12 protein-coding genes are annotated in these 12,893 nt (G+C 64.6%); 2 read left to right on the top strand and 10 right to left on the bottom strand.

What is annotated here, in order from left to right; translation table 11 throughout:
- Positions 1 to 121 precede the first annotated feature (121 nt).
- The 7 genes from LPZ50_RS13685 to LPZ50_RS13655 form a co-directional block, all read right to left on the bottom strand.
- Positions 122 to 2,014, bottom strand: coding sequence for an IucA/IucC family protein (locus LPZ50_RS13685; protein ID WP_230662025.1), 1,893 nt, complete (start codon positions 2,012 to 2,014; stop codon positions 122 to 124).
- Complete coding sequence (locus LPZ50_RS13680) at positions 2,011 to 2,625, bottom strand: GNAT family N-acetyltransferase (RefSeq protein WP_230662024.1); 615 nt, start codon at positions 2,623 to 2,625, stop codon at positions 2,011 to 2,013. The genes LPZ50_RS13685 and LPZ50_RS13680 overlap by 4 nt, the downstream gene beginning before the upstream one ends.
- Positions 2,615 to 3,862, bottom strand: coding sequence for an MFS transporter (locus tag LPZ50_RS13675; RefSeq protein WP_230662023.1), 1,248 nt, complete (start codon positions 3,860 to 3,862; stop codon positions 2,615 to 2,617). The genes LPZ50_RS13680 and LPZ50_RS13675 overlap by 11 nt, the downstream gene beginning before the upstream one ends.
- Positions 3,859 to 5,187: a lysine N(6)-hydroxylase/L-ornithine N(5)-oxygenase family protein gene (locus LPZ50_RS13670; RefSeq protein ID WP_230662022.1), complete on the bottom strand. Its 1,329-nt coding sequence runs from the start codon at positions 5,185 to 5,187 to the stop codon at positions 3,859 to 3,861. The genes LPZ50_RS13675 and LPZ50_RS13670 overlap by 4 nt, the downstream gene beginning before the upstream one ends.
- Positions 5,188 to 5,261: 74 nt before the next feature.
- The gene (locus LPZ50_RS13665) at positions 5,262 to 7,745 is read right to left on the bottom strand and encodes a TonB-dependent siderophore receptor (protein WP_230662021.1); all 2,484 of its coding nucleotides are present in this window, start codon (positions 7,743 to 7,745) and stop codon (positions 5,262 to 5,264) included.
- A gap of 148 nt (positions 7,746 to 7,893) precedes the next feature.
- Complete coding sequence (locus tag LPZ50_RS13660; RefSeq protein WP_230662020.1) at positions 7,894 to 8,919, bottom strand: FecR domain-containing protein; 1,026 nt, start codon at positions 8,917 to 8,919, stop codon at positions 7,894 to 7,896.
- Positions 8,912 to 9,433 carry a sigma-70 family RNA polymerase sigma factor gene (locus LPZ50_RS13655; RefSeq protein ID WP_230662019.1) on the bottom strand — a complete coding sequence of 174 codons (522 nt, stop codon included), beginning with the start codon at positions 9,431 to 9,433 and terminating at the stop codon, positions 8,912 to 8,914. Before LPZ50_RS13655 ends, LPZ50_RS13660 begins: the two co-directional genes overlap by 8 nt.
- Before the next feature lie 206 nt (positions 9,434 to 9,639).
- Here LPZ50_RS13655 and LPZ50_RS13650 point away from each other — a divergent pair, with 206 nt between their 5' ends.
- Positions 9,640 to 9,912: a hypothetical protein gene (locus LPZ50_RS13650; protein ID WP_230662018.1), complete on the top strand. Its 273-nt coding sequence runs from the start codon at positions 9,640 to 9,642 to the stop codon at positions 9,910 to 9,912.
- 67 nt (positions 9,913 to 9,979) lie between these two features.
- On the opposite strand, the gene LPZ50_RS13645 is transcribed toward LPZ50_RS13650, so the two are convergent.
- The 3 genes from LPZ50_RS13645 to LPZ50_RS13635 all read right to left on the bottom strand — a co-directional run bounded on the left by LPZ50_RS13645 (position 9,980) and on the right by LPZ50_RS13635 (position 12,254).
- On the bottom strand, positions 9,980 to 10,741 hold the full coding sequence (locus tag LPZ50_RS13645; protein WP_230662017.1) for a DUF1828 domain-containing protein: 762 nt from the start codon (positions 10,739 to 10,741) through the stop codon (positions 9,980 to 9,982).
- A complete protein-coding gene (locus LPZ50_RS13640) occupies positions 10,738 to 11,274 on the bottom strand; it encodes a hypothetical protein (RefSeq protein WP_230662016.1) in 537 nt (178 codons plus the stop codon). The genes LPZ50_RS13645 and LPZ50_RS13640 overlap by 4 nt, the downstream gene beginning before the upstream one ends.
- Positions 11,275 to 11,402: 128 nt before the next feature.
- Positions 11,403 to 12,254, bottom strand: coding sequence for a neutral zinc metallopeptidase (locus LPZ50_RS13635; RefSeq protein WP_230662015.1), 852 nt, complete (start codon positions 12,252 to 12,254; stop codon positions 11,403 to 11,405).
- Between the two features lie 44 nt (positions 12,255 to 12,298).
- Between LPZ50_RS13635 and LPZ50_RS13630 the strand changes: the two genes are divergently transcribed.
- A partial coding sequence (locus tag LPZ50_RS13630; RefSeq protein ID WP_230662014.1) for an L-threonylcarbamoyladenylate synthase occupies positions 12,299 to 12,893 on the top strand: 595 nt, incomplete at its 3' end.

The following is a 12,893-nucleotide window of genomic DNA, read 5'->3' as shown; positions in this document are numbered from 1 at the left end:
GCCAGGCCGGGTAGGGCCTGGCCGGCCCGCGCCAACAGGCGGTCCAGGTCGCCGCGGTCCTGCCAGTCCGAGGCGGACGATGCCGGTTCCGGCATCCAGGCGCGCTGGGCGGTCTGCAGCATTACACCGGCTCGGTCACCGCGGCTGGCATGGCTTGTGCCGTGCCTGCCGCCGCCGCCGCGCGGCGAAAACGCGCTATCGGGTTTTGCAGATTGCCCGCCATCTTAAGGTTGGCGGCGGGGTCGGCCAGGTTGACCATCTGCAGGTTGTTGCCCAGTTGCAGGCGGTTCAGGCAAGAATGCAGGAATTCCGGCGCGAACATGTCATATTCGGCATACTTCGCCGCGTACTGGGGATGCGATTCCTGGTAGTCGGACACGCAATCCGCCACGGCCTGCCAGAACGTGTCTTCGTCGCAGCAGCGGTTTTCCACCAGCACCTGGTTCACGTAGCGCAGCACGCCATCGAAAACGTCGATGAAAATGGCCAGCAGCTTGACGTTGTCGGGCACGTCGACAGCCAGGCGCTTGACGATGTCCGGCATCTGGTCGCGCGCGCCGATGTTCAGCACCGCGGACTCTTCGGCGATGTCCTTCATGATGGCGCGCACCGGCACGCAATTGTCCAGCACCAGGATCAGGTTCTCGCCGTGCGGCATGAACACCAGGTCGTGCCGGTAGAAGCAGTGCAGCAGCGGCGCCAGGTAGGCCTGCAGGTACTGGCGCAGCCACGCCTGCGCCGTCAGCCCGGAACGGCTTATCAGTTCGGGCAGCAGCGCCGCGCCGTGCCGGTCGGTGTGCAGCAGGGCCGCCATGGTCATCAGTTTTTCGCCGCGGCGCAGCCGCTGCAGCGGGTTCTCGCGCCACAAGGCCGAGAACATTTTCTTGTACGGCGTGTCGGCCGCGATAGCGTCTTCGTAGTAGTAATTCCTGAAACCCAGCGACGCCACTTCCTGCAGTGTGCTGAACCCGTTGGCCCGCAGGTAGTCGTCGTCTTCGATCAGGCCGGTGATGTAATCATTGATGGCAGGCGTGCCCGACATGTAGTAGGGCGACAGCCCGCGCATGAAGCCCATGTTCAGGATGGACAGCGATGTCTTGACATAATGCTTGCTGCGGTCGCTGATGTTGAAGAACGTGCGGATGGATTGCTGGGCCAGGTATTCATCCTGGCCGTAGTCCAGGCAGATGATCTTGCGGGCCGATACATACGAAGCAAACGCGATCGACAACTTGTTGTACCACTGCCAGGGGTGCGCAGGCATGAAGTAGTAGTCGGCCGGGTCGCATTGCAGGCCTTGGACGATGCCGGTAAAGCGTTCCACGGTATCGGGGCCCAATTCGTCGTGCATCAGGCGCTGGTAGTCCAGGCCGGGCACGCTGGCGAACGTGGCGTTGTCCTTGTGCACCGCCAGCCAGATCACGCGAACCGCGGTACCCGCTTCGGGGGCATAGGCGCGGTAGTCCACCGCGTTGAATCCCAGGCGGCCGTTATTGGCCACGAAGCCGGGGTGGCCCTCGCTCATGGCGACCTCGATGCGCTGGAAGTCGTCCGTCGTCGCCAGCTCGGCGACATCCGGCGCGTCGGCCTTGGCCAGCTTGTAGGCGGCGCCGTACAGCGTGCTGCTGATCTCGTCCAGGTAGATCGGCAGCAGTTCGTCCTTGATGCCCAGGCGGCCCCTTACGTCGATGATGAATTGCAGCGCATCCAGGGGCAATTCCTGGCCGTCGCGCTTGCGCACGATGGAGTCTGCGGCAATGTGCCAGTGGCGCAGCGCCAGTACTCGGGCGGCGAATGTGTAGGTGCTGCGTTCGTCATCGCTCTGTACCTGGTAGATATCCAGTCCTTCGCCGGCCGTCCCTTGCTGTGTGGGAACCAGGATCAGTTCATGCGAATACTCCGACAAGGCCTTGCGGACCAGATGCCGGTTGCTGGCCGCCCACAACTCGGGAGTCAGGTGGGTGGCGGCCAGCTCGGGTTGCTGCGACAGTTGGCTCAGGGTAGCGGAATTCATGGTTGGACTTCCTCCAGGGTGGCCTGCACGGCTTGCTCGAATTGCGCGCGCGTGCAGAAGGCTAGGCTGGCGATCTTCTCTTCGAAGGGCACGTTGCGGTCATAGACAAATCCCATGGACCGGTTCAGGACATGGATCTTGCGGTTGTTGGCGTCGGGTTCGACCACGATGCGGCGGGCGCCCAGGTGCACGAACATGAACCGCATCAGGGCACGGAACACCGACCGGGTGTAGCCGGGTATCGGGGTGTGGGCCGGGCCCACGAAAAAATGCATGCCCAGGTCGCCTGGCTGCGGCGCATAGTGCTGGCGGATGCGGTCGTGGAAGGGGTCGTAGCATTCCGCCATGAACGCGGGCTGCCCGTTGCGCATGGCCAGGTAGGCGGTGGCATGGCCGGAATCCATCAGCGCCTGGTAGATCTGCTGGATCTCGTCCCGGCTTTTGTCCTGCATCAGCCAGAACGTGGCGTAGTCGCGGGTGAACCAGTCATGCAGCACGGGAACGTCTCGCGGTATTTGCAGCATGCGCACGGCAAAACCTTCTTCGTCCAGGTAGGCGGGCTTGCCATCGCCGCGCCGGTGCACGGTGAATACTGGGGTGTCAGCTGGCATGGGGGGAAGCCTCCAGGTCGGGGGTGGATGCCGCGCGGGTATCAGGGTCGCTGTGCGCGGCGCTGGGAACCTTCAGGATCAGGCGGTCGAGCAGGGCGGTCAGCACGAAGGCCGCGGCGCCTACCAAGAACGGCATATACAGGCCGAAACGGCTGACGATGGCGCCGGCGGCGAACGAGGACAGCAGCACGCCCAGGTTCTGGAAGAAGTTCGTTACGGCGTAGTCCTGCGCATAGCGGTCCGGGGTGCTCAGGCGGAACAGGTTTACCTCCAGCTTCACGATGATCTGGAAAATGGCCCAGCCATAGATGCAGCGGCCAACCACGACCAGGGTGGGGTCTGGCGCGGCCTGCATCAACAGGCCCGCGACGCCCAGCAGCAGGTTGCCCAGGGTATGGTCGGGCAGCTTGCCCGAGCGCTTGCGTATCCAGGCATGAACGCGCAGCGCGATGATGGCCAGCACGCCGGGTATGGCAAATACCGCGCCCGACGCCAGTTCCGATGCATGGCTGCTGATGGCCTGCCAATGCACCGAGAAGAACGGGCGGATCACGAAGCAGCCGAAGTCGAACACCAGCATCACCAGCGCCAGGCGTAGAATGGGCAGCCTGGCACGCCAGGCTGCCATCAGGGGCAGGGCCGGCGCGGCTGGCGCGGCGAGGGTATCGGCCCGCTGGCTGACGCGCACGATCTTGCCGCTGCGTATCAGGTGGACACACACCGCCATCTGGAAGAAGTCGCCGGCCGCCATGGCCATGATGCTGCCCGTGGTTCCCCAGGTCTGCAGCACGAAACCGCCCACCACGGCGCCGAAAATCGCCCCGAAGTGCACCACCACCGACAGGATGCCCACCACGCTGGCATGGGTTTCCTTGGGAGTCAGCCGCATCAGGTAGGGGTACATCAGCAGGTAGCTGCTCTTGCACATGAACATCAGCATGGACAGCACCCAGTACCACACGACGTCGGGCGCCCAGTTGCTCAATACGCTGAACGTACCGGCCGCCAATTGTGTCCACACCAGCAGGTGCAGGGGTTCGACGCGGCGCGCCACGCGGGCCCACAGGGGCAGGGTGCACATGACGGCGATGGATATCGCCGCCACATAGGCGCCAACGTGCACCGAGCTGTCCATGCCATACCGCAGCTGGAAGAATTGCGGATAGAAGGGGATCAGGATCGCATCGCTCACGACCGCGAACGCGGTCATGATGATGATGTGGGCTTTCAGCGTCATGCGTGCTCCGGGATGCGCACGAAGTGTTCGTCGTGGGGCACGCTGAAGTCTTGCAGCGCGATGCGCTGCTCGATCTTGTAGTGCTCGACGCCGGTCAGCTCGCGGATGATGCATGAGTTGCGGTAGCAACTCATGCCCAGGTCGGGGTTGGTCAGGCCGTGGGTGTGCATGCCGGCGTTCTGCACGAATATCTCGTTGCCGTTCAGGTCGGCCGCGTAGTTGCGCGACAGGCGGTAGCGTCCGTGGCTGTCCCAGCGTATGCGGTCGCGTATGCCGGATATGAAAGCGGGGATGTTCTGGTGGTAGCCGGTGGCGAACAGAACGGTATCCGTGCGATGGGTGTAGCGGGCGTGGTAGTCGATCTGTTCGAAATCCACTTCGTAGCGGTCCAGGGCCGCGTCGTAGCGGCATGCCTGCACTTCGCAGTTGGTGATCAGATGGGTGCGCAGCCTGCCCTGGCGCCGGCGGTCGTCCAGCAGGTCGTAGATCTGGTTGATCAGGCTGGCATTCACGCCCTTGTACAAACTGTCCTGCTTGCCGATGATCTCCATCTTGGTGGAGTCGGGCAGGTTGTAGAAGTAGTCGATATAGTCCGGCGATATCATTTCCAGCGTGAGCTTGGTGTTCTCCATCTGGAAAAAGCGCGGCGAGCGGGTGATCCAGCTCAGCGTGTAGCCGTGCTCATCGCTGGATTTCAGCAGGTCGTAGTAGATTTCCGCGGCGCTTTGGCCGCTGCCCACGATGGTGATGCTGTTGCGCTGCTGCAGCTGCCGTTTCTGGCGGATGTAGTCGGCCGAATGCAGGTAGCGGTGTCCGGTGTCGCGGCAGCAGGGCGGGAACGCGGGCACCGAACCCACGCCCAGCACCAGCTTGCGGCAGCGATACACAAACGGTTCCTGCCCGGGGCCGTGCACGCCGGTCACCACATAGTGCTGTTGCTGGCTGTCGTAGCTGATGTCGCGCACTTCGTGGCCGAAGCGGATGCTGCGCAGGCGCGCGATGGCCCATTTGCAGTAGCGGTTGTATTCCGCGCGCGTCAGGTAGAAATTCTCGCGGATGTAGTACGAGTAGATCTTCCCTTCCTGCTTGCAGTAGTTCAGGAAGCTGAACGGGCTCTGCGGGTCGGCCAGGCTGACCAGGTCTGCCAGGAACGGGTTCTGCAGGGTGGTGTTGTCGATCAGCATGCCGGGATGCCAATCGAAGGTCGCATTGCGCTCCAGGAAAATGCCCTGCAGGCCGTCGATGGGATCGGCCAGGCAGGCCAGGCTGAGGTTGAAGGGCCCCAGCCCGATAGCAATGAAGTCGCAAGTTTCCGTGTTTCTCACTTCGGGTCTCCAAATGCTCATGCCCGTCGGGGCCATTCCCCGGCCGGCGAGTCCAGGCAGCGCAACGCGCGCTGCTACCACTGATATGAAAGCGTGGCCATGACGTTGCGGGCCTCGCCCCAGTAGCAGTTCTCGATGCTGATGCACGAAGCAACGTAAGTCTTGTCGAACAGGTTCGTGGCCGCCAGGCGCAGGCTGCTGCCCTTCAAGGCGGGCGCGAAACGGCCCAGGTCCACGTGCACCATCATGTCCACCAGGGTGTAGGGGTCCACTTTCAGTGTGTTGGCGTTGCTGACCCAACTGGTGCCCACGTACCGCACGCCGGTGCCCAGCGTGACTCCCGGAGTGAACTGCCAGTCCAGCCAGGCCGACGCCATGTGCTTGGGGGCCTGGTAGGGGGTGTTGCCCTCGTAGCCCTCGGCCGATTCCCGGAACGTCATGTTGTTCAGGGTGTAGCTGGCGATCAGCGACAGGTTGTCCGTCAGTTCCGACCGCAGCTCCAGTTCCAGGCCGCGCGAACGTACCTTGCCAGAGGGCTCGTAGTACGCCTGGGTGGGTGCGCGGGACGCCACGCTGTCCTGCGTCAACTGGTACACGGCGGCCGAAATGTAGCTGTTGCCGCCGGGCGGCTGATAGCGGATGCCGGCTTCATACTGTTCGCTGGTGGCCGGTTCCAGCAGTTGGCCTTGCTGGTCCGTGCGTATGCTGGGGTTGAAGCCGTCGGCGTAGCTCACATAGGGGGCGATGCCGTTCTCGAACAGATAAACCGCGCCGGCGCGCTTGGTCACCTTCGAGCCTTCCCAGCTGGCCGCGGCGCCGGCGTACTCGTTGGTGACGCGGGCATCGTCGTAGCGCATGCCCAGTGTGAAGCGCCACTTGTTCCAGGCGATCTGGTCCTGCAGATACACGCCGGTCTGTTCCAGTTGGCGATCCACCGGATCTTCCACCACGCCCACCAGGTTCGGATCGCCGTACTGCGGATCCAGCACATTGATGGGGTCGGCGCCGCCAGACGCCCAGTATCCATCCAGCTTGCGCCGTTGGTAGTCCAGGCCGCCCAGCAGGGTGTGCTTCAATGCGCCGGTCTGGAATTTGCCTTCCAGCTGGTTGTCGATGGTGTAGGCCCGCATTTTTTCGTGCGCGCCGGCGTAGTAGCGGGTAAGCGTGTCGGGACCCGCCCAGCCGTAACCGTATACCTGCTCCAGTTCCACGTCCGTCCACAGGTGGCGGAAGTTCTGGCGGAAGGTCACCTGGTCGTTGAATTCATGCTCGAACTGATAACCCAGCATCTTCTGGGTGCGCTCGTACTTGTTCGCCGTGGGGTCGCCGTCGAAAAAGCTGCGCGGCACGCGGTGCCCGTTGTGGGTGTTGGTGACGCTGGCATCGGCGGGTACGGCGCCATGGTAGTTGCCTTCGGGGTCGTGCTGTAGATAGGCCTGCAGCAGCAACCGGGTGCGGTCGCTGAAGTTGATGTTCAGCGATGGCGCAATACCGTAGCGCTCTTCTTTCACATAGTCGAACTGGGTGTCCAGTTTGCGGCCCATGGCGGTGACGCGATAGGCGACCTTGCCCGCCTCGTCTACCGGCCCGGACAAGTCCACCCCGGCTTCATAGCGATTGCGGTTGCCGAAGGTGACTTCCGCCTGGCGATATGGCTCGTAGGTGGGCTGCTTGCTGGTCAGCGCGACAACGCCGCCGGGCGACGAGCGCCCGTACAGTACCGAGGCCGGACCGCGCAGCACATCGGCACGCTCCAGGAAGTACGGGTCGATCTGAGTCGCGGTATAGCTGCCCTGGTCGCTCAGGGTGCGCAGGCCATCGAGCAGGATGTTGTCGACACTATTGTCATTGAAGCCGCGCAGCGCCACGTAGTCATAGCGGTTCGTGGCGCCGACCAGGCCGGTGAACACACCGGGCGTGTAGTTCAGCGCTTCCGACACGCTGCGCGGCTTCTGGTCGTCGAGCTGCTTGCGGGTAATGACGGAAATGGACTGCGGGGTTTCGATCAGCGGGGTGTCGGTCTTGGTGCCCGCGGCGCTGCGCGTGGCCACGACGCTGTCCACGCGGCTCCAGGCGGTTTCCACGGCGCCAGCCACCGTCACCGGCTCCAGTGTGCTGATGCCTCCGGCGGAGGCGGGGCGGCGGCGCAGCACATAGCCGCCGTTACGGCCGGGCACAGCTTCCAACGATGTGCCGGCCAGCAAACGCGCCAGTCCATCGGCCACCGTATAGCTGCCCTTCAGGCCCTGCGTGCGCTGGCCCGCTGTCAGCGCCGGGTCTGCCGCCACCATGACGCCCGCCGCCGCGCCCAGCGCGCTCAGGGCATTGTCCAGCGGGCCCGCCGGAATGTCGTATTGCCGCTGTACCTGCGCGGCATTCGCGGGCTGGGCACTGGCGTGCTGGGGAGCGTAGGCCATGAAGGCCGTGCCACACGCCAGGTGCAGCGCGGCCAGTACGCCGCGCCGCAGGGCGCGTTGGCGGAAGGGTGTTTCGCAGGGGGGCATGCGCAGTTGCGATTCGACGCAACCGGCCGCGAGCCGTTGCTGGCTGGATGCCATGATGGTTTTTCCTGTCGCGATTTATATAGGTATGGGGGGCGCCGCATTGCGGCATCCACACACACAGGACACGCGAAAATCAGGAATCTGCCTGGCCGTTACAATTTTTCCGGCGCCGGCCTGCGCAACGCTTCTGGCCGAACGGCCCTCAGGCCGCGTGGATGCTGACCCAGTAGCGCGTGTGATACGACACCCGCACAGGCAGCACTTCTTCCAGCATGCGCAGCGCGGCGTCGGTGTCATCCACGGGAAAGGCGCCCGTCACCGCCAGTTGCGCTGCTTTGGGTTCACATCGCAGCACCCCGGTGCGATAGCGCCCCAGTTCCCGGGCGAAGCGCGCCAATGGCATGCGGTTGGCCACCATCATGCCCTGGTCCCAGGCGGTTTCGGTGGCCGGGGTGTCCAGGGTCCGGGCCGGCAGGATCCGGTGCGCGTCGAAACATAGCGACTCGCCCATGCGCACCAGCGACGCCATGCCGGGGCGCGCCTTGGGCGTGACCTCTACCGACCCTTCCAGCACGGCAACTCGCACGCTCTGGTCTTCGTCGTCGAACTGGCGTGCAGTGAAGCGGGTACCTATCGGATGCAGCGTGCCGCTTGAGGTGTGGACATAGAATGGACGGTGGCGTGGGTCCGGGGCCGTGGTGACCAGGATTTCGCCGCGCCGCAGCCGGACCTGGCGCACTGAATCGTTGATTTCCACGTCGATGGCGGTGCGGGTATTCAGCACGACCTGAGTGCCATCGGCCAGGGTAAGGGTCCGCCGTTCGCCCGTGTCGGTGCTGTGTTCGGCCAGCCACTGCGGCCCGAAGGTTTCCGCCGCGCGCCAGCCCACGGTGGAAAACCCGGCGGCCAACAGGGCCAATTTGATGGCGTTGCGGCGGCTGTCGCGCGCGGCGGCCCGGTCCAGCGTGGTGCTGACCAAGGCCGGGTCCGAGTATGCGCGCGTGGAACCCAGGTCCAGCGCCAGGGCGCTCATGCGCTGCCAGGCGCACTCATGGTCGGGGTGCGCGGCGCGCCAATGCGCACAGGCCTGCCGCGCGGACGGGCTGTCTTCACACTGAAGGCAGGCCACCCATTCGGCCGCCTGCTCTATCACTACCCGGGGCAGTTTGCGCGGCGCGCTGTCCAGCGGCGCGAACAAGGCCCTCAGCCCGCCGGCCTGGTCATGCATAAACAGCCATATAGCAATGCTGCAAGCCGCTGATGACGGCTTTTTGCACGACGTTGACCGTCACTTGCAACTCCGCCGCGATGTCTTTGTAGGGCATGTCTTCCAGTTGGGCCATCAGGAAAATCCGCCGCGTGCGCGCGGGCATGCCGTCCAGCACCGTGTAGACTGCCTCCAGCGCCTCGATCAGCAGCCGTTGCGTTTCGGGAGAGGGCGCGGTCAGTTCCGGCCGGGCGGCCAGCGCCTCCAGGTAGGCGCGTTCCAGCGCCGCGCGCCGAAACCGGTTGCGCATCAAATTGTTGGCAATGGCGCTGAGATAGCTGCGGGGCTCGCGCAGTTCGTTACGCTCGGGGGTTTTCATCACCCGCTCGAAGGTATCCTGGGCCAGGTCCGCGGCGTCATCGCGGTTGCCCAGTTTGCGGCGCAATACGGCTTCCAGCCAGCCATGATGCTCGCGGTACAGGTTCAGGACATTCTGGCGATGAGCGGCTTCAACTTGCTGTGTGGCAATAGGCACGAGACCTCCGGCAACAATCAAGAATGAAAACGATTATCAATTGTAGCGGATATTGATTCCAATCACTGAATGGCAACTCTTTGCTTCCGCCCCATGGATATTTGCCCGCCGGCCGCCGCGTCCGCGCTTGATCAGGCGGGTCGTTACAAAACTTATCAAAGCTGTGACGAAATGCGCGGTATGCTGGCCCTAGTGAGGGCCTTTTAGTGCATCAAAATAATCTGATCTACAAGGGGTACCGGCTGACGGCCAAAGTCGCCCGGGGCGCCCCAGACAGCAAGGCAAATGCGCCGGGGTCTCCCGTCTTTACTGCATCCGTTTTCGTGGTGCAGGCCGATTCCGTCCAGGAAGCGGGCGACGAATACGTGGTTCCCAGTTTTGCCGACGGCAGCTTCGTCTACAGCCCCCGCGAGGCCGTGCATGAAGCCATCAGTCATGGCTGCGCGATTGTCGACGCGCTGACCGGAGTGGTCAGCTAGCTAGCGCGCCCGCATCCCAGGCCCCCGGGTCCTGGCGCCGCCGGCACGCTTGCTCTTATGTGATCCGTCAATCGGCGAAGATCTCGGCCCAACTGCGCGCCTTGCCCAGCGGGCGCACCGTGGCGGATTGTTCCAGTATGGATACGGCTTTGTTGAACTCTTCGGCGGCCGCGCCTTCTTCCAGGATGACCAGCCGGCTGTTGTTGGAGTCCGCCATTTTTACGTCGGCCATCTTGCCGTGGGTCTGGTACACCTGGGCCCAGTCCATCTTCTTGCCGGATTTCAGGCCGATGGGCTCTATATAAGTCAGCGAGGCCCCGGCGGCGCTGCGCACGGCGTAGGCGAATTCCGCGATGTGGCCGCTGCTGGCCTGCGCCTTCGCGCCCTGGATCAGCCGGTTGCCCACGGCGTCGGCCAGGGCGCGTCCCACTTCGGCGCGAAAGCGCAGGCGGCTGAATTTCGGCATCCATTGCGGGCATTGGCAAGCCAGGGCGGTTGCCAGTTTGACGGCTTCCCACAGGGCTTGCTGCAACTGTCCGGCCGGCCCGCTGGCGACGATGGCGCCCGATTTGTCGAAGCGGGCCAAGGTAATGCCGGGTGCCTGGTTCAGTTGGTCCAGGCGCTTTGCATTCAGCTCGACACCGTAGCTGGCCGCGTGCATGGCCGATTCGCCGGCGTCGGTCAGGCAGAATGTCTCGTCGTCCGGCCGGGCGATGAAAAATGCGGCGTGCTGGCCGTCCAGGCCCATGGCCACCGGCGTAATGGCGCATACCGCGTGGTCGCCCGCGGGCAGGACTGTCCAGCCCGCGGCTTGCAGGAACGGCGTCATATCAGCAACTCGATCTGGCGGCCCTTCAGGGGGTGCGCGAAGCCTCCCGGCAGGGCCAGGTTGGCCTGTTTCAGGAAATACGGGATCAGGGCCGCGATATCGTCCAGGCCGGGCTCGACGGGTTCGGCATAGCCTTCGCCGTCTTCGTGCCACAGGTGCCGGTGTGTGCGTCCCGTGAGCACGCCGCCATGGTGCCGGCGGCCCTTGCCGACCAGATTGGTGTGGAAAGTATGGCCGGTGTCCACGCCCAGCACGCGGTGCGGGCCGATGAACAGGCTGGCCGAGCAGGTTTCCGCCAGCGCGATCACGGCCTGGCCATGCACGGCCGTGCGGGCGGGACGATACACGGCGCGGAAGATGATGTCGTCGCGAGTCTCGCCGCGCAGCCGGCAGGCCGAGGCGAATTCCATCCATTGCACCTGGCCAGGCGCGGGCCGGTGAACCCAGGCGACGGGCCTGGCGGTTTCCTTGGGTTCAGCCAGAATGTCGCGGACTTCGGCTGCGGTAATAAGTGGGGCTTGCGTATTGGCCATGGGCCGTTGTCGTGGTTTGTCTTGGTCTTGTAGGCGGTCCGCCCGTTCGGCGCGCGGCGCGCGGGGGCGAAAATCGCGAAGGGGCGTAATCTTACAAGAACACGGGGCGCGTATCCGGCCCCGTGGTTTCAAAGCGTGTCGGTCGAGAACGTATCGCACTGGCGCATGTCGCCGCCGTCCAGCCCGCGCTTGAACCAACGCACGCGCTGCGCTGAGGATCCATGCGTGAAGGCGTCGGGCACGACATAGCCCTGGCCTTGTTTTTGCAGCGTGTCGTCGCCGATGGCCGAGGCGGCATTCAGGCCTTCTTCGATGTCGCCGCTTTCCAGTATGTTGCGGGCCTGGTCGGCATGGTAGGCCCAGACGCCGGCCAGGCAGTCGGCCTGCAATTCCATGCGCACCGACAGCGCGTTGCTTTGCCCGGGGTTGCGCTGGCGCAGGCGGTCGACTTGTTCGGCGATGCCCAGCAAGTGCTGTACGTGGTGGCCTACTTCATGCGCAATGACATAGGCCTGCGCGAAATCGCCCGGCGCGTTCAGGCGGCGCTCCATTTCGTCGAAGAAGCTCAGGTCTATATACACCTTGCTGTCGGCGGGGCAATAGAACGGGCCCATGGCGGCCTGGCCGGTGCCGCAGGCGGTGGGCGTGGCGCCGCGGAACAGCACCAGCCGCGGCGGCGCATACTGGCGGTTGAGCCTTTCCGTGAACAGCGCGCCCCAGACGTCTTCGGTTTCGCCCAGCACCCGTGCCACGAACTGGGCCTGGGGATCGTTGGCCGGCGGCTGCGCGGGCGCCTGCTGCTCGACAGGGGCGGGGCCTTCGGCCATCTGCAGCACCACGGAGGGGTCTACGCCGAAATAAATGGCCACCAGCGCCAGCACGATGGTGCCGATACCGATGGAACCGCGCCCGCCCAGGCGAGGGCCACGCGAGCGGCGGTCTTCGATATTCTGGCTTTCCCGCGATCTACCCATGCGCATGTTGTTTCTCCTGAGCAAGCGCCAAGGATGCTAGGATAAACCTCATGGCCCTATTTTTCTCTGTTCACCCCGACAATCCGCAGCCGCGCCTGCTGAAACAGGCCGCCCAATGGCTCAGCGACGGCGGGCTGGTGGCGGTCCCCACCGATTCCAGCTACGCCGTCGTGGCCCACCTGGACGACAAGGCTGCCGCCGATGCGCTGCGGCGCCTGCGCGGCCTGGACGAACGCCACCATCTGACCCTGCTGTGCCGCGACCTGGCCGAAATCGGCCAGTTCGCGCGAGTCGACAACCGCCAGTACCGCTTGCTGAAGGCGGCCACGCCGGGGCCCTGGACCTTCATCCTGGAAGCCACGCGCGAAGTTCCGCGCCGGGTTTCGCACCCGTCCCGCAAAACCATCGGTATCCGGGTGCCGCAGCATGCCGTTACCCTGGCCCTGCTGGAGCAGGTGGGCGCGCCGCTGCTGTCGACCACGCTCATTCCGAAAGACGAGGAAGACGCCCTGAACGACGCCGAAGACATCCGCGAACGCTACGCGCACGACCTGGCCGCCGTGATCGATGCCGGGGCATGCCCGCAGGCGCCCACCACGGTCGTCGACCTGACGGGCGACGCGCCCCAGGTGCTGCGCCGCGGCC

The sequence above is a fragment of the Bordetella petrii genome (assembly GCF_020991325.1).
Taxonomy (GTDB): Bacteria; Pseudomonadota; Gammaproteobacteria; order Burkholderiales; family Burkholderiaceae_B; genus Bordetella_A; species Bordetella_A petrii_E.
This window is presented reverse-complemented; position numbering and strand designations above follow the sequence as displayed.